Here is a 16655-nt window from a genome sequence, read left to right as displayed (position 1 = left end):
GATGGCATTGAGCCTGGGGATGGCGGTGGGCTCGGCGCAGACTGTTTGCGCCGAGCCGGCGGTCCACACGGTCACGATAGACAGCATGCAATACTCACCGCCGACTCTGACCGTCAAGGTGGGCGAGACGGTCGTGTGGGTCAACCGCGACCCTTTCCCCCATACGGTGACCGCGCAAACCGGGGACTTCGACTCTAAGGGCATCGCGCCCGGTGAGTCGTGGCAGTTCAAGCCGACGAAGAAGGGAAAATTTCCCTACTTCTGTCGATTTCACCCAACGATGAAGGGCACGTTGCGGGTCGAGTAGGGGCCGTTGCCGGTCGATTACCGTCGCGCGGATCTTCTGCCGGACGACGCCAGTGAGAACGGCCTCGCCTCGGCCCCGTGTTGCGCCGCCGCCTGGCGAGCGGTGACGTCGGCAAAGGCGGCCGATGCGCCGATTACTCGAATACGACGAGGGTCTCGGGCGACGGTGGGAGGGGCGCGACACTTATCTTTGAAAAGCCGGCTTCGCGGCCCATCTCCTCGAGCTCACGCGCGGTGTATGCATCGCCTCGCGGTGTCGATCCAAGCATCATGAACGAGAATGCCGAGGCGAAGGGCGGCGACACACGATCGTCGTCAGGAACGAATTCCACCGCGAGCACTCGCCCGCCGGCACTGAGGCTGTTGCGAACTTTAGAGAGCAGTCCCACGCAGGTGGCCTGATCGAAGTGGTGCAGGAAATTCGAGAGCACAACAAGATCGAAGTCCTTTCCCCATTCGACGTCAAACGCGCTGCCCTCGATCGTCTGATAGCGCGCGCTTACGCCGGCCGTCGCGGCGTTCTCCTTCGCAACTTCCAATACCGTTTTCCAGTCGGTCGCCACGACTTCCGTCGCAGGAAAGGCGCGAGCGATCGCAATGCCAAAGACCCCGTGCCCGGCGGCAATGTCGAGCACGCGCTTCGGTGCTTCCGGCCATGTGCCGACGTGCTCGGCCACCGCCCGCGCGGTTGGCGCCACAAAGGGCACCATCGCGCGCGCGAATTTCACCCAGACGGGGTTGTCAGGGGACATGTTGCCCAGCCCTACGGAGCCGCCGTTTCGAACGAACGCAACCGGATCCTCCAGCCACAGCGCCGTCATTTCGGGGGCCGCAAGAAAATCAGTAACGCTTCCCATCCAAGCCGGCGATGAAGTCGTAAGGAACGCCGCAGTCGATGGCGTCAACAGATACCGCCCTGTCTGCTTCTGCAGCAGCCCCAGCACGGTCAGGTAATCGCACAAAATGCGAACGCCGCGCTCGGAGGCCCGCACGCGTTTCGCTATCGGCTCAAGTTCGCCTTTTTCATGCTCGATCGCGGTGAACAGATCGAGCGCGACGGCGGCTTTCAATGCTGCGGTCTTCTGATATCCGAGTAAGGCATCTACGAAGGCTTGCGGAGAAATGTCGTCCATGACCAAAGTCCTGTCGCGAAGTACCGTGCAGACGGCGTTGCCGATGAGGATGGGCGGTCACACCCCACAGGGTGACGGGCTGAGCGCTCCGTGAATCTGTTCGAGTATAGGAAATTCGCGACTGGATGCTAACGTTTTAATTTCACCCGCGTTGCCTCGCCCTTGTACGGGCGGGTCGAGGGGGTGGGTAACCCGTGTCCGTGCAGACGTCGCGACTTGTGGCAGTCGGCGCTTGGACTGACACGACGCCGCTGCTGATCACTACGCGCGGCACGCAGCGCCGTCCTATTTCAGCGAGCCCTCGCCCCGATGCGAGACCTCTCGAATTTCGAACCCGTCGCGCACAATCGTTCCGTCGTGTTCCAGTTGGGCGAGGGTGCGATAAAGGGTTTCGTGGGCGACGCCGAGGGTGGCGGCCCATTGCATGAGCGTTCCGGGCGGTTTGAACCGCCCTTGGTCGTCGCACTCCAGTCGCAGGCAATGCAGCACGCGCTCGCGCGGCGAGCGTAGCGTCAGGCGCTCAGCACGGGCTCGGCTGCGCACAAGCTGTTGCGATAGCAGCCGGATCCAGTCGATCGCAAACCCGGAATCGTGCTGCAGACATGCCAGCAAAGTCTTCGCGGAAAAGGCCAGCAATTCGCTCGCACTCCCGCTAAACGCGTCGCAGTGATAACGCGAGCTGAAGAGGCTCGCCTCGGCCAGGAAATCTCCAGGCCCCGCTGTCTGCAACGTGATGGATTCGCCTTGCGCTTCGTCGCGTCGCAACAGCACCTGCCCCGTCTGAATTTGATACACCGACTCGACGCGCTGTCCGCGCTTGAACACGTAAGTGTTCGGCTCGTATCGGCACAGCCGGGCCGATTCGCACAGCGCGTCTGGCCACGTCGGCGGGCACGACGCCGATCTGGTAGCGAAGGTGTCGGAGACGTCGGTCATGGCCATCCAGGACAGGTGCGCGACTTACTTCGCCGTCGAAGCGTTCATCGGATGATGATGCATCATGCCGGGATCGTGTCCCGCCATGGCGTCATGACCATGATCGGACAACTGTGCGTCGAACCATGCATGCAGCGCGTCGACCACGCGCGGCTCGGTCGCGCGATAGACGATCTCACCGCCATTCGGCAAGTCGCGATAGCTGACCTTAAGTTCGCCCGGCGGGGCGCTCTGCAACACCTGTAGACCTGGCATGTCGTTGCCGTGAATCGTCTCGGGCGGCCCGAAGTTGCCCGCCGCGAATTGGCGCGTGATGACGGTCATATGCTCGCGGATCAGCGCGACCTGCTTCGGGTCGCGATGCTTTGTGACAACCTGCTGGACGCCGCCCGTGGTCGTTTTCGTAAAGACATGGGTCGTCGCGGCCAAGGAGAACGGCATCACCTCCGCCCCGTGCTGCGCCACCGTCGCCTGGCGCGCGGTGAGGTCGGCGAAGGCGGTCGACGAGAAAACGACGCCACCGAACAGGGCGGCGGTCGCGGCCCCAACTAACAACACTGAAGGGCGTTTCATGGATAACTCCAATCGAAAGTGCATTTGAAGTCTACCGGCGGCAAGCCACGCTGACTATGACTGAAATCATACGGTGCGCCATACCGCTCGACTCGGTCAATACTGTGCGACGCTCCGGAAATACCGTCGCGTAGTCACGATTGGGTGCGAGCCCGTTCCACCAGGTGTTCGACCATTCGCTGCGCTGCGGGCGGTAACGTTTCAAAGTCGCGACGAGATCCGACGCCATCTGCGCAATTCGCTTGCGGATCGCCGACGGCGATTCGATGCCGCGCCAACGGGATCGTGTATTCGGCCAGTCGGGCGGGCGCCATGCTTTCCGGCTTCCTCATCGCGGCATTGCTGCGCGACTTCGGGGTGCCCGGCGTCTTTGCCGGCATTACGGTCTGCATGCTGGTCGTCATGATTTCCATCGGGGCTTTCGGGCCGAAGACGAGCGGCATACGTCTGGAAGCGCTGTCGCACTGACGTTGATGTTCCCCCGTTGATGGCCGGGCAATAAGGCGTACGATTCCCATTGCGTCCCGGTCGCCCGACGGGGACCGGGCAGGCCCATCGCGCAGGCGATGGGTTACCGAGAGGACTCCGTCAATGGGTATGCCTTCCCAGGTCATGTCATCTGCCGTTCATCACGAAGCGGATGACCCGCTGCCGCCCACCGACCCTACGAAAGGGCTGACCGCCCACGCGGCGCAGGATCGGCTGCAACGGTTTGGCGCCAATGTCATCGAGGATGTGCAACTCCCCGCCTGGCGCCAGTTCGCAGGCAAATTCTGGGGGCCGGTGCCGTGGATGCTGGAAGCGGTCGTTGTGCTTCAAGTAGCGCTGGGCAGACCTCAGGAGGCCCTCGTCATCCTGTTTCTATTGGCCTTCAATGCGGCCGTCGCGTTTGTCCAGGAACGTCGCGCCAAGGACGCGCTGGCGCTGCTGCGTCGCCAGTTGCAAGTCAGTGCGCGCGTGATGCGCGACGCGCAATGGATGCGGCTATCGGCCACCCAACTCGTGCCGGGAGATGTCGTCCACGTGCGCGCCGGCGACATCGTGCCCGCCGACCTCAAGTTGTTCGACGGCACCGTATCGCTCGATCAATCGGCGCTCACGGGTGAGTCGCTGGCCGTTGGCGCCGGTCCGGGGCAGCCGGCCTACACCGGGTCGATCGTGCGTCAGGGGGAAGGCAGTGGCGAGGTCACTGCCACCGGGGCACGCACTTACTTCGGCCGGGCTGCTGAACTGGTGCGCACCTCGAATGCACCGAGTCACATGCAGCGCACCATTTTCGCGATCGTCAAACGCCTCGTCGCGTTCGACGCCGTGCTGGTTGTCCTGGTAATTCTCTACGCTGTGACGCACGGACTTCCCATGACGGAGACGGCGATCTTCGCGCTGCTGCTGCTCGTGGCGTCCGTGCCGGTCGCGCTCCCTGCCACCTACACGTTGGCCACCGCGATGGCGAGTGCCACGTTGGCCAAGCAAGGCGTGCTGGTCACGAGACTGCCGGCGGTTGAAGAGGCTGCGGCGATGGACACGTTGCTCTCCGATAAGACTGGCACGCTGACGAAGAACGAGTTGTCGGTCGCGAAAGTGACCGCCTTCGAGGGTCTCGATGACATGGCCGTGTTGCGCGCGGCCTCGCTGGCGAGCGACGATGCTTCGCAAGACCCCCTGGACCTCGCTATTCTTGCGGCCCATCGTGGCCAACCCGGTGCGCAAGCGCTGCCGGTGCGCAAAGCCTTCCGTCCTTTCGATCCCGCGACGCGCTTCAGTGAGGGGGTCTATCTCGTCGACGGCACCGAATGGTATGCGCTGAAGGGCGCGACCCGTGCCGTGCTGGCACAGTGCAGTGTGTCGCCTGCGCAACCCGATGCGATTGCCGAAGCGGAGCGGCTGTTGGAGGGCGCCGGCGCGCGCGTGCTGGCTGTTGCGCAAGGGGGCGCTGGCGCTATCCGGATGGTCGGCCTCGTAGCGCTATCGGACCCGCCCAGAGAAGATGCCCACGATCTCATCGTCAAGCTGGGCAACCTTGGGGTGCGGGTGTGCATGGCCACAGGTGACGCGCTGGAAACGGCGAAGGCCATCGGACAACGGCTTGGCCTTGGTGCGCGCGTATGCTCCGCGCATGCCGAGGATCTGCGTCACCCCGAGCAATGCGACATCTTTGCGCGCGTGTTGCCTGAAGAGAAGCATGCCATCGTTGCCGCGCTACAAACGGCAGGACACGTGACCGGCATGACCGGGGATGGCGTGAACGATGCCCCCGCGTTGCGTCAGGCGGAACTCGGCATCGCCGTCGCCAGCGCGACCGACGTGGCCAAGGCGGCGGCAGGCGTCGTGCTGACCGATCCAGGTCTCGAGGGCGTACTGTCGGTGGTCGCGGCGGGACGGGAGGTGCATCGCCGCATGCTGACGTACATCCTCAACAAAGTCGTCAAGACGCTGGAAATCGTCGTGTTCCTGACGCTCGGTCTGTGGTTCACGCACGGCTTCGTGATCTCGTCGCCGTTGATCGTGCTTCTGCTGTTTGCGAATGACTTTGTCACGATGATTATCGCCGCCGACAGGACACTGCCGGCAAGCCGACCGCAGCGCTGGCAAGTAGGACAACTCATCAGTGCGGCAGCCGTTCTGGCGGCGGTGTCGCTCGTGTTCTCGCTGTCGCTCTATGCGACGACGCGCAGCCGGCTCGGATTGGATCCTGCGCAGATGCAGACGCTGGTATTTCTCCTGTTGGTCTTTACGACGCAGGCCAACGTCTATGTGCTGCGCACCGACGGGCGAATCGGATCGTTGGCGCCCAGCCGGGTCCTCGTGGTGGCGAGCGTGAGCGCCGTGTCCATCGTCAGTGGCATGGCCGCGAGTGGAACGTTGATGGCGGCTGTGCCGATAACGCTCATCGGCATGCTCCTGGTCGCCGTGACCGTGTTCGCATTCGTTCTGGATGCGATCAAAGGCGTTGTGTTCAGGCACAGCCGTCTCGTCGAGCGATAGCGAAATCGTCGTTTCGTGCACCGAACCGCACTCACGCGCGTGTGACGAAAGACCGAGGGGCAACGCGCGATCGCGCTAAGGGTTCGCTAAGGCAGCGCGCCTACGATCAATGTGAAGGTTGCGCGATGGCTGAGTCATCGCCCCTTCACACCCATCGTCACCCTTAGGAGTTCGATCATGAAGACCTCATATGTTGCTGCGCTCGTCGCCGTGGCGGGATTGCTTGGTGCGGTACAGATCAACGCTCAAGCGGCGCAAAGCCAATCCGCGATGCCCAGCGCTGCTCAGTCGTCTTCGCCCACCCGTGCGCAGGTGTATGCGCAACTCGTGAGCGCGGAAAAGCATGGGCTGTTGCAGCAAGGCGACACGGTCTATCCCGAGACCGCGATGAACCCACGTTCGCAGATGCACGTCACGCGGCTTGCCGTCGAGCAAAGCCTGAGCCGGGCCGAGCAGCACGGCTTGCTCACGCAGTCCCGTAACGCCTATCCCGTGGTTCACCTGACGGCCCGCACGCAAGCGGCATGGGCGCCGACGATGCAGGTCGCGAGCGAGTCGTCGATCGAGCGTGAGTATGCGCATCCGTAATCGTCACGCGGCGTCTGGCCGATGGATATTGACGATTCGGTCACGAAATGCGCACTTGCTAAGTCTTCGCTAAGTGTCGCGCCCCAGAATTCTGATCCATGGGGCACGGCGCTTGGCGGCCGTGTCAGCCGGATTACGTTTTCAATCAGTGGCGAAGAGGCTTCGATGAAACAAACCATTACCCGTTACGATGCGGCATCCCGCTATCTGCACTGGCTTACTGCAGCCTTGTTGGCTGCGCAATTCGTTGTCGCCTTTGCGATGCCCGATATCACGCGCAACACGCCTGCCGTCGGACTGGTCGCGTGGCATCTCTCGCTGGGCGTCACGATTCTGGGACTCACTGCCATTCGATTGGTGTGGGCGCGTTGTCGCAGCACCCCGGTCAAAGGCGTGAAGTCGATCTTGCATACGTTCGCCTCCATTGCGCACAAGGGCTTGTACGCACTGTTGGTGGTGGTACCCGTTCTGGGTTGGATCAACGCCTCGGCGCGGGGCTATGGGCTGAAGTTGCTCGGTGCGGTGCCGTTGCCTGCCTTGTCGGCACAGGGGTCGTCGTTCGGACACTCGATGGGCGACGTGCACTCGTTCCTCGCGTATGTATTGCTGGGCGCGATCGGGCTGCATATCTGTGCGGCGCTCTACCACCACTGGGTTCTGCGTGACGGCACCTTGCACAAGATGCTGCCCGTGCAGAACCAGCCGGCGCCCAGCACGACCCGTTGATAGGCTGTCTCTTGCGCGACGCTGTCTGATCGCCGTCGAGCCGCACGAATTCACCCGTCGAATCCATTCGCCCGCCCACCGTTCCCGGTGGCTGCGGGCGAATGCGTTTTCGGATCGCCACGGTCTTTACACGCCCGGCCATCAACGCGCCGCGACCGCTCCAATAGCGACGGATTCTAATGCGTGGCTAAGTGAGGTCGTTTAGGCTTCGTTTTGCGCGAATTCCCGCGCCACTTTAAGCCATCTCACTTCAAGGAAGACGCCGCATGGAGCGCCTGAATGACACGTTGTTTCTCATGCTCAATGCGTCGGCGTTACCCACGCCCCCAGTATTCGGTATGGCGGTTTTCTTTGCGCAGTACTTGATTCTGACGGTGCCTGTGGCAATGGGGCTGTTGTGGCTGCGTGCCGACGAGGCGCAGCGCCGGTCGCTGATTGCCGCCGCCATGGCCGGCGCCATCGGCCTCGCTGTCAATCAGGCGATTGGCTGGGTGTGGCAACATCCGCGCCCGTTTGTCGTTGGCATCGGACATACCTATCTCGCACACGGCGCCGACACCTCATTTCCCAGCGATCACCTCACGCTGATCTGGTCCGTCGCCTGCGCGCTCCTGTTGGACAATCGAACCCGAACGGTGGGCATTGCCGTCGCACTGCTCGGCCTCCCCGTGGCGTGGGCGCGCATTTTCCTCGGCGTGCATTACCCGATGGATATGGCGGGATCGGCAATTGTTGCGGGCATTGTCGCCTGGCTTGTCGCCCGGCAAATGCGCTGGCCTCGGATCGCCGCATACCGCCTGGCTATGTCGATTCACCAAAAACTTTTCGCGCGATTGATCGCACGTGGGTGGGTGAGGGCATGAGCAGCATGGCGTACTAAGGATGAACTAAGCGTTCCGTTAGATACTTCACATGTTATCTAATAAACCCGGAGGCAAGCATGAATCGTATCAATGCATCTAGCCCGGTATGGTTGAATAAAGTGCCTGAAGTGACTTTGACGTTCTGGCTCATCAAGATGATGTCAACGACGGTCGGAGAGACGGCGGCCGACTTCTTGAACGTCAATCTTGGGTTCGGATTGACCGGTACGTCTGCCGTGATGGGCTTGCTTCTGGCGATCTTCCTGGGACTGCAAATCAATGCGCGCCGATACATCCCATGGCGCTATTGGAGCACCGTCGTATTTGTCAGCGTTTTCGGAACGCTCGTTACCGACAACTTGAGCGACAACCTTGGCGTACCGCTTGCCGTGTCGACGCTTGCGTTTTCGGCCGCGTTGCTCGCGACATTCGGGATTTGGTATGCGAAGGAGCGGACCCTGTCGATTCATTCGATCGACACGATCAAACGAGAGCTTTTCTATTGGACCGCAATTTTGCTCACCTTCGCACTCGGCACGGCAGCGGGCGACTGGGTGGCCGAAGGTCTGAATCTTGGGTACGCGAACTCCGCTTTGATGTTCGGTGCGCTGATCGGCCTGGCTGCCATTGCGAGATTTGTGTTTCAGCGAAACGCTGTCACCACGTTCTGGATCGCCTATATCCTGACTCGCCCGTTCGGCGCCTCGTGTGGTGATCTTCTGTCGCAACCCATTTCCAATGGTGGTCTGGGCCTGGGTGTTGTCGGCACGAGCGCCGTATTCGTTACGGCAATCATAGCGCTGGTCCTGTATCTCTCCATTGCCGAGCGCAATGCAGCGCGTCAGCAAGTCTGAATTCTCTAGGACACTTCCAACCGTGAATACAACCGTACAGAAAACACTTAGCAAGGTCCCCGAGGTCACCCTCTTGTTCTGGGTGATCAAGATCGCCGCCACGACCCTGGGCGAGACCGGAGGCGATGCCGTCTCGATGTCGATGAATCTCGGCTACCTTGTCGGCACCGCGATCTTCGCGGTGGTGTTCGCCATTGCCGTCTCGGCGCAGATTCGTGCCAAGGCATTTTCGCCAGCGTTGTACTGGGTGACGATCATTGCCACGACGACGGTCGGCACCACACTCGCGGACTTCGCCGATCGGTCGCTTGGCATTGGCTACGCCGGAGGCTCGTCGATCCTGCTCGCCTTGCTGCTTGGCTCGCTGTGGCTCTGGTACCGAACGATGGGCTCCGTGTCCGTGCATTCGATCCACTCGCCCAAGGCCGAAGCGTTTTATTGGGTTACGATCATGTTTTCCCAGACGCTGGGCACCGCTTTGGGTGACTGGACGGCAGACACCGCGGGGCTCGGCTATACGGGCGCGGCCGTGGTGTTCGGCGCGCTCCTGTTGATTCTCGTCGGTGCGTATTTGTGGACACGCACGTCGCGCACGTTCCTGTTCTGGGCAGCGTTCATCCTGACGCGTCCGCTGGGTGCCGTTGTCGGTGATTTTCTGGACAAGCCGGTCAGCGCCGGTGGGCTTGCTCTGAGCCGGTACTCGGCGTCGTTTGCCCTGCTTGCATTTATTCTGACGAGTCTGCTCTTGTTCCGGCAACGCGCCGCGGCGAAAGCGCATTGATCCGTCGCTAGAAAGGAAATGGCATGCGCATCTTGCTCGTCGAAGATGATCCAATGATCGGCAGTGTCGTTCGCGATTCGCTCAAGGATGCGACATTCGCCGTGGATTGGGTTACCGACGGGCAGGCGGCGCTGGCGGCAGCCGACTGCCAGCATTACGACCTGGTACTGCTGGATCTGGGCCTGCCGGGCAAAGATGGTCATGCGGTGCTGCAAAGCCTGAGATCGCGAGGGCATCAGGTTCCCATCATCATTGTCACGGCGCGCGATACACTGCCGGAACGCTTGAAGGGCCTCGACGCCGGCGCTGACGACTACGTGCTGAAGCCTTTCGAGATGGCGGAATTGCTCGCCCGCATCCGGGCCGTCATGCGGCGGCAGGCGGGACAGGCGCTGCCGGTCATGTCGAATGGCATCGTCACCCTCGATCCGGGCACCCGGCAAGCCCATACGTCGGACGTTGCACCGGTGCAATTGTCGAATCGGGAGTTCGCGTTGCTGCAGGCGTTGCTGACGCGGCCCGGTGCCATCCTGTCCAGAAGCGATCTGGAGGATCGGATTTACGGGTGGGGAGACGAGGTCGAGAGCAACGCCATCGAATTTCTCATTCACTCGCTTCGCAAGAAGCTCGGCTCGAGCATCATTAAAAACGTGAGGGGAGCGGGATGGATGGTATTAAAGGGCGATTGAGCGATTCCATTCGCCTGCGCCTGAGCCTGTGGCTCTCGGTGGCGATCCTCGTCTTTGCCGTGATCGCCGGGGTCATTTCGTTCGCCGCAGCGTTCGACGAAGCCCATGAACTGCAGGACGATGTGCTGCGTCAGGTCGCGGCCCTCGTCGATAACAACCATCTGCAGACCAGCGAATTTCGCAATCTCCAGGCGCCTCAGGCGCCACAGGCGAGCGGTGAGGAGGCACGCGTGGTTGTTCAGCCGCTCGGCGTGGCAACGCGTCCGGGCGCGGGCGACGGCGACGACAAGCTGCCGCTGTCGCTCCCGGTGACGATGGCCGACGGCCTGTCGACCGTCACCGTGGGCAAAGAGCCGTATCGGGTGCTGGTCAAGACGCTGCAATCCGGCGCGCGTATCGCGGTGGCGCAAGAGACGGACGTGCGTGACCAGATCGCCCGGACCAGCGCGATCCGGACCATCATGCCGCTCGTGGCATTCGTTCCCGTGTTGCTGCTGGTGGTCGGTTGGCTGGTGCGCAGGATATTCCGGCCGGTGGCGAGCCTGTCGAGCGAGATCGACAGGCGTCAATACAGCGAGCTGCATCCGGTGTCGACCGCGCATCTGCCGAACGAGATTCGTCCGTTTCTGCGTGCCATCAACAACCTGTTGTCGCGCGTGTCGACGTCGGTCGACGCGCAGCACCGCTTCGTGGCCGACGCCGCGCATGAATTGCGCACGCCGTTGACGGCGCTTTCGCTTCAGGCGGAGCGCCTTGCCGAGGCGGATATGTCCGCGACGGCCAGGGAGCGCCTGGTGGAATTGCGCCAAGGCATCGAGCGCGGTCGACACATGCTCGAGCACCTGCTGACGTTGTCCAGCGTGCAGGCGACGCAGAGCGACAGGCACGCCACCACCGACTCCGTTCTGCGGGTCTTCCGTCAAACGCTGGAAACGCTGTACCCTCTGGCCGAAGCGAAGGGAATCGACCTCGGCATCGAGGCGATTGAGGACGCGTCGCTACCGATGAGCGAGGCGGACCTGAGCATGCTGATCAAGAACCTGGTCGACAACGCCATTCGCTATACACCGGCCGGGGGGCGGGTCGACATGATGCTCTCGTCGGGCAAGGGGCAGACGGTTCTGTGCGTCAAGGATACCGGTCCGGGGATCGCGCCGAAGGAGCGTGATCGTGTTTTCGATGCTTTCTACCGAGGGCTGGGCACCAGCGAAGTGGGGTCGGGCCTTGGGTTGTCGATCGTGAAGGCCATTGCAGAGAAGGCCGGCGCCGATGTGCGCCTCGCCTACGCGGATGAGGTCGCGCGAACGGGCCTGAGCGTGACCGTCGTCGTACCGGGTGCATCGATCGATGCGCATGAGGGGGGCGGGGCGTGATGGGCTTCTCCGACGTCTACGAGAAGCGGCTCCATTTCATCTTCGAGGCGAGCCTGTGGATAAAAGCGCTCTTCGCCCTTGCCGAGATCGTCGGCGGCGTCGTGGCGTACTTTATCCCCCAGCATTTCCTGCTGTCGACCGTGCTTTGGGTAACGGGGAACGAAATTGCGGAAGATCCGCACGATGTCGTCGCCAGCTTTTTGCTGCATACGGTGCAGCATCTTTCCGTCAGTTCGCAGAAGTTCGCGGCGGCTTACCTGCTCGCGCACGGCGTGATCAAGTTATGGCTGATCATCGGCTTGCTGCGCGACAAGCTCTGGTATTTCCCCGTTTCGATGGTCGCGTTCGCCCTGTTCGTCGCCTACCAACTCTACCGATACACATTCACCCATTCGCCATGGCTGCTGGTCCTCTCGGCACTCGACATTGCCATCATTGCACTGACGTGGCACGAATATCGCCTCTCGAAGACGCTCCATGCGCGTGGGAACGCCGGAACCGTCACGCGCAGCTAACGGCCTCCGGGCGTCAGTGAAACAGGCTCGTAAAACAAAAAGGCAGACGAACTCGCGTTCATCTGCCTTTTGAATGCCTGGTGCCCAGGGCGGGACTCGAACCCGCACGCCTCTCGGCGCTACCCCCTCAAGATAGTGCGTCTACCAATTCCGCCACCTGGGCGGGGGACGGCGATTGTAACGGGAAAATCGAGTTTTGTGAACGGCCGTTATAGCCCCTTAGGCCGCCCGACGCTTCGTCGACCCCACGACCGACAACGACGGCGCGTGCGGCGCCGCGTGCTGCCCATCGCGCAGACGGAAGCGCGCCACCGTCTCCGCCAGCATACGAGCCTGCTCGCTCAGCATGGCCGACGCGGCCGCCGATTCTTCCACCAGCGCGGCGTTCTGCTGTGTGGCCTGATCCATCTCCGAGACCGAGCGGTCAATCTGGCTGATGCCCGTGCTCTGCTCGGTCATGGCGCCGTTGATCTCGCTCACCAGACGCTGCACGCGCGTAATCCCGTCGACGATTTCGTTCATCGTCGTGCCCGCCGCCTGCACCCGCTCCGTACCGCTCTTGACGTTCTGCACCGACGTCTCGATCAGCGTCTTGATTTCCTGCGCGGCCGCCGCGCTGCGTTGGGCCAGCGTGCGAACCTCGCCCGCCACCACGGCGAAGCCGCGTCCCTGCTCGCCGGCACGTGCAGCCTCCACCGCCGCGTTGAGCGCCAGGATGTTGGTTTGGAACGCAATCCCGTCGATCACGCTGATGATTTCCGTGATGCGTTCCGACGACTGCGTGATGGCCGCCATGGTGCCGACTGCATCGGTGACCACCTGACCGCCACGCGCGGCGGCGGCGCTCGCATCGTTGGCCAGGCGCGTGGCATGCTCGGCGGTCTCGGCCGTCTGCTTGACGCTGGACGTCATCTCCGTGAGCGCCGACGACGTCTCCTGCAACGACCCTGCCGAAGCTTCTGTACGCTGCGACAGATCGCGGTTGCCCATCTCGATCTCGCTGGTGGCCGATGTCATCGACGACACGCCCGAGCGCACGTCGAGCATCACCGAGCTGATCTTGTCGACGAATGCGTTGAACGACTTCGAGATTTGCGCCACCTCGTCCTGCCCGATGACATCGAGACGCTGCGTCAGGTCGCCGTCGCCCGAGCCGATGGTGTCCATGGCGTCGCGCACGATCGATAGACGCTTGAACGCGCGCGACGTAAAGATGGAGGCAATGACCAGTGCGATCAACGTCAATATCACGAGCGTGATGCCTGTTGCGTCCAGCACATGCGTCAGGCCCGCTGTGGCTTCCGTGCGGTCGAGCGCCACCACCAGATACCAGTCCGTGCCCGGAATGCGCTTGGCCTTGAGCAGCTTGGGTGCGCCGGAGAGTTCCATCGCGACCGGTGCGGCGCCGTCGGCAGCCATGCCCGGCAGCGAGTCGGCGGTGAGCGCGGGCGCGACGTCCGTCGACGGCTTGAGCGAGAACTTGTTATCCGGGTGAGCGATCACCTGACCGTCGCTCGCCACCACCAGCGCGAGGCTCGACGGCGTGGGATGCACCGCCTTGATGATGTCCTGCACACCAGTGAGCGCCACGGCGCCGCTGACCACGCCGGTGGTCTGGCCGTCACGCAGGATCGGCGCGGTGAAGGCGACATACGGAATGCCCGTCGACGAATCGCCATACGGCTTGGTGACGGTGAGCTTACCCGCCGCCAGGGCGCTCTTGTACCACGGGCGCGCCGTCGGGTCGTAGTCCGGCGGCGTGGGCGCGGTGGAGAAGAATGTTTTGTCCGACCAGCCGATGCTCGTGATCGGGAAGTCGTTGGTCTTGCCCATGAGCTTCACGAGCCCGGCCGGATCTCCTTTCTCGACGACTTGCGACGTCGCCACGACCGCCTGCGCCTTGTCGGCGGACCAGCGCTCGATGGTGCCGGCATTCCCATTGGCCACGGCCGACAGCGTGTCGGCGATGCTCGACATCATGCTGTCACGCACGATGACGTAAGTCGTGATGCCAGAGAGAATCAGCGCGCCCACCACCGTCAGGCAGGAAATGAGCAGAATCCGGGTTCGCAACGAAGTGACTTTCATGAGCTTTCATCGGTAGGCCCGCGTGCGGACCGTTGAATGGGGGGGGCGACGGGCCAGGCGGTGCCACCTGCGCCGTCGCATTGATACATTGCAGCATTACTCTCTGCGCTTACGGCTGGGGGAGGCCGAAACTTTAATGAGTGCGGATCAATGAGCGCATGAGTGCGCCTTGCGGCCCACGGCAGGGCGAGCGGGAATTCAGCGGGTGCTGGGGCGCGTGAGATCGGGGAAGCCGAGCGTTGTCGCGTGGCAACCGTCAGCCAGCGCATCGTCGTGGGTCGAGAAGAAGACGCAGCAATCCTTGCCGAGGGTCGTGAACCAGTCGATCAGCACGGCGCGCGAGGCGGCATCGAGTCCGCCACTGGGCTCGTCCGCGAGAATCACGCGCGGCGTGCCAAAGCGCGTGGCGGTCAAATAGAATTTTCGACGCGTGCCGAGCGACATCTGGTCGAAGCGCTTTTCCATATGCGGCATCAGCCCGAACCGCTCGGCCAGATCGAGCACGCTGGCACTCACGTGCGTTTGCCTGTCGGCGGCGCGCTGTTCGAGAAAGCCACGTCCGGTTTGCGACGGCTCGCCCAGGCAGTCGAACGGCACCACGGCGAGCGACGCCTTGGCCTCGGCAGGGGCGTCGCGCATGGCATGTTCGTCGATCCAGACCTGACCGTCGTCCGGCACGACCGTGCCCGCGAGCATGCCGAGCAGCGTGGTCTTGCCGCCGCCCCCTTCGTCGCGCAGAGCAAAGCATCCGCGCTCGGCGCGGAAGCTCAGGTGCTCGAAAAGCGTGAAAGTGCCGAAGCGTTTGGCAAGATTCTCGAAACGGAGCATGGGCGTGTGACGGCTACTTCAGATAGGCCTTGATGACATGAAGCACGGGGGCCAGTTCGGCCTCGCGATGCGCCTGCTCGGACTCGTTGACGAGGTGATCGACGAGATGCCCCTCGATGACCGCGCCCATCAAGCCGTTGACCGCCCCGCGAATCGCCGCGATCTGCTGGAGAATTTCGATGCAGTCGCCCTCTTCGCTCAACTGACGCTCCAACGCCTGCGCCTGGCCCTGAATGCGACGTACGCGTGCCAGCAACTTGTGCTTTTCCCGAATCGTGTGCACGGTCTGTCGCGCTCCTGTCTGTGTCGATCAAATGGCCGAAAATGTTAGCACGTACATACTAGGGGGTAGTATATCCCCGATTCGGCTTCCCGAGGATCGGAGGCGCGCCGCCGATTACTCGCCGATCAGAAACGGTGGACCGAAGCGCGTGGCGATGTGCTCCGTCGACTCGAACAATTCGCGCAGGACCTGACTCGTACACGTCGGCTGCACGTAAAGATAGAACGCGACGTCGGGCAAGCGCGGCAGGCCGTCGGCTTCGGAGAGCACGCGCATGTTCGCATCGAGAAGCTCGGTGGTGCGAGCCGTCACCCCGAGGCCCGCGCTGATCGCCGCCCTGATGCCGGTGAGCGTTGGCGAGATGAAGCTCGTGCGCCAGGCGATGCCTGCCGCGTTGAGCCGCTCGATGGACAGGCGGCGAAACAGGCTCAGTTCGTCGGCCATCACCAGCGGCACAGGCGCGGACGAATTGAAGATGAAGTCGTCGGCACAGATCCACACCATCGGCGAAGTGCGCAGCTTGATGCCGGGGAAGGCTTCGTCGTAGCGCGTCGAGATCGCCAGATCCAGCTCCTTGTCGCGCAGGGCGTCCATCAAATGCGGGCTGCGGCCGACGATGATCTCCAACTGCAATTCCGCCGAGAGTTTCGATAACCGTCGCAACATGCTCGGCAGAATCGAGTCGGCCACGTCGTGCGGCGATCCAATGCGCAGCTTTTCCACCGGTCCGCGCGTTTGCATGACCTGTACGGCCTGGTCGTTGAGCGCCAGGATCTTGTTCGCATAGGCCACGAGTCGCACGCCATCGGCGGTCATCGCCTTCTGCCGGCCCTGCTTTTCGAACAGCGCGCACCCCATCTCCTGTTCGAGCCGCTGCATCTGCTGGGTGATGGCAGACTGGGTGCGTCCCACGCGCGTGGCGGCTGCCGCAAACGTCTCGTGCTGCGCAATCGCCACGAAAGTGCGCAACAGGTCGATATCCAGATTTCGCATAACGGTTCCGCGCCAATACTTCAGACGCGCTAATGTTTCAGGGATAAAAATTAAATTGTTCTCGGGGATTTTGGTCGATAACCTGCCTGACACTCAAGCAATATTTATGTAATCGGGTGGAAGCCGGCGTTGACCGGTCCC

17 protein-coding genes, 1 tRNA gene and 1 pseudogene are annotated in these 16655 nt (G+C 62.5%); 11 read left to right on the top strand and 8 right to left on the bottom strand.

Features of this window, described 5'->3' with window-relative positions; translation table 11 throughout:
* Position 1 precedes the first annotated feature (1 nt).
* The gene (locus PCE31106_RS15970) at positions 2 to 307 is read left to right on the top strand and encodes a cupredoxin domain-containing protein (RefSeq protein WP_150563938.1); all 306 of its coding nucleotides are present in this window, start codon (positions 2 to 4) and stop codon (positions 305 to 307) included.
* 133 nt (positions 308 to 440) lie between these two features.
* Here PCE31106_RS15970 and PCE31106_RS15960 read toward each other — a convergent pair whose 3' ends face one another.
* The 3 genes from PCE31106_RS15960 to PCE31106_RS15950 all read right to left on the bottom strand — a co-directional run bounded on the left by PCE31106_RS15960 (position 441) and on the right by PCE31106_RS15950 (position 2948).
* Complete coding sequence (locus PCE31106_RS15960; RefSeq protein WP_150563937.1) at positions 441 to 1439, bottom strand: methyltransferase; 999 nt, start codon at positions 1437 to 1439, stop codon at positions 441 to 443.
* Positions 1440 to 1724: 285 nt separating this feature from the next.
* Complete coding sequence (locus tag PCE31106_RS15955; protein ID WP_254441094.1) at positions 1725 to 2375, bottom strand: Crp/Fnr family transcriptional regulator; 651 nt, start codon at positions 2373 to 2375, stop codon at positions 1725 to 1727.
* 24 nt (positions 2376 to 2399) lie between these two features.
* Positions 2400 to 2948: an aspartate carbamoyltransferase gene (locus PCE31106_RS15950; protein ID WP_150563935.1), complete on the bottom strand. Its 549-nt coding sequence runs from the start codon at positions 2946 to 2948 to the stop codon at positions 2400 to 2402.
* 252 nt (positions 2949 to 3200) lie between these two features.
* On the opposite strand from PCE31106_RS15950, the pseudogene PCE31106_RS15945 reads away from it, so the two are divergent.
* The 10 genes and pseudogenes from PCE31106_RS15945 to PCE31106_RS15900 form a co-directional block, all read left to right on the top strand.
* A pseudogene (locus tag PCE31106_RS15945) lies at positions 3201 to 3416 on the top strand (MFS transporter); the annotation flags it as partial.
* 144 nt (positions 3417 to 3560) lie between these two features.
* Positions 3561 to 5933 (top strand): plasma-membrane proton-efflux P-type ATPase, encoded by a 2373-nt coding sequence (locus PCE31106_RS15940; RefSeq protein ID WP_150564011.1) that lies wholly within the window; start codon positions 3561 to 3563, stop codon positions 5931 to 5933.
* A 177-nt stretch (positions 5934 to 6110) separates the two neighbouring features.
* Positions 6111 to 6521, top strand: a complete 411-nt coding sequence (locus tag PCE31106_RS15935; protein WP_150563934.1) for a DUF4148 domain-containing protein — start codon at positions 6111 to 6113, stop codon at positions 6519 to 6521.
* 165 nt (positions 6522 to 6686) lie between these two features.
* Positions 6687 to 7247, top strand: a complete 561-nt coding sequence (locus tag PCE31106_RS15930) for a cytochrome b (RefSeq protein WP_150563933.1) — start codon at positions 6687 to 6689, stop codon at positions 7245 to 7247.
* Between the two features lie 266 nt (positions 7248 to 7513).
* Positions 7514 to 8110, top strand: coding sequence for a phosphatase PAP2 family protein (locus PCE31106_RS15925; RefSeq protein WP_150563932.1), 597 nt, complete (start codon positions 7514 to 7516; stop codon positions 8108 to 8110).
* Between the two features lie 77 nt (positions 8111 to 8187).
* A complete protein-coding gene (locus PCE31106_RS15920; RefSeq protein WP_150563931.1) occupies positions 8188 to 8964 on the top strand; it encodes a COG4705 family protein in 777 nt (258 codons plus the stop codon).
* A 22-nt stretch (positions 8965 to 8986) separates the two neighbouring features.
* Entirely contained in the window at positions 8987 to 9745 is a 759-nt protein-coding gene (locus PCE31106_RS15915) for a COG4705 family protein (RefSeq protein WP_026131502.1), read from the top strand.
* A 23-nt stretch (positions 9746 to 9768) separates the two neighbouring features.
* Positions 9769 to 10434: a response regulator transcription factor gene (locus PCE31106_RS15910; RefSeq protein WP_017231474.1), complete on the top strand. Its 666-nt coding sequence runs from the start codon at positions 9769 to 9771 to the stop codon at positions 10432 to 10434.
* Positions 10410 to 11807, top strand: a complete 1398-nt coding sequence (locus PCE31106_RS15905; RefSeq protein WP_174975224.1) for an ATP-binding protein — start codon at positions 10410 to 10412, stop codon at positions 11805 to 11807. Before PCE31106_RS15910 ends, PCE31106_RS15905 begins: the two co-directional genes overlap by 25 nt.
* Complete coding sequence (locus tag PCE31106_RS15900; RefSeq protein WP_150564009.1) at positions 11807 to 12322, top strand: DUF2127 domain-containing protein; 516 nt, start codon at positions 11807 to 11809, stop codon at positions 12320 to 12322. Before PCE31106_RS15905 ends, PCE31106_RS15900 begins: the two co-directional genes overlap by 1 nt.
* Positions 12323 to 12400: 78 nt before the next feature.
* On the opposite strand, the gene PCE31106_RS15895 is transcribed toward PCE31106_RS15900, so the two are convergent.
* From PCE31106_RS15895 to PCE31106_RS15875, 5 genes are all read right to left on the bottom strand, one after another.
* A tRNA-Leu gene (locus tag PCE31106_RS15895) sits at positions 12401 to 12485 on the bottom strand.
* A 56-nt stretch (positions 12486 to 12541) separates the two neighbouring features.
* Entirely contained in the window at positions 12542 to 14410 is a 1869-nt protein-coding gene (locus tag PCE31106_RS15890; protein WP_017231477.1) for a methyl-accepting chemotaxis protein, read from the bottom strand.
* A 198-nt stretch (positions 14411 to 14608) separates the two neighbouring features.
* Positions 14609 to 15238, bottom strand: a complete 630-nt coding sequence (locus tag PCE31106_RS15885; RefSeq protein ID WP_150563930.1) for an ABC transporter ATP-binding protein — start codon at positions 15236 to 15238, stop codon at positions 14609 to 14611.
* Between the two features lie 13 nt (positions 15239 to 15251).
* Complete coding sequence (locus tag PCE31106_RS15880; protein ID WP_150563929.1) at positions 15252 to 15521, bottom strand: metal/formaldehyde-sensitive transcriptional repressor; 270 nt, start codon at positions 15519 to 15521, stop codon at positions 15252 to 15254.
* A 114-nt stretch (positions 15522 to 15635) separates the two neighbouring features.
* Positions 15636 to 16514 (bottom strand): LysR substrate-binding domain-containing protein, encoded by an 879-nt coding sequence (locus tag PCE31106_RS15875; protein WP_017231480.1) that lies wholly within the window; start codon positions 16512 to 16514, stop codon positions 15636 to 15638.
* Positions 16515 to 16655: the final 141 nt, after the last annotated feature.

The sequence above is a fragment of the Pandoraea cepalis genome (assembly GCF_902459665.1).
In the GTDB taxonomy this organism is placed as follows: Bacteria; Pseudomonadota; Gammaproteobacteria; order Burkholderiales; family Burkholderiaceae; genus Pandoraea; species Pandoraea cepalis.
The sequence above is the reverse complement of the archived record's forward strand: the minus strand, read 5'-3'. Positions and strand labels throughout refer to the sequence as shown.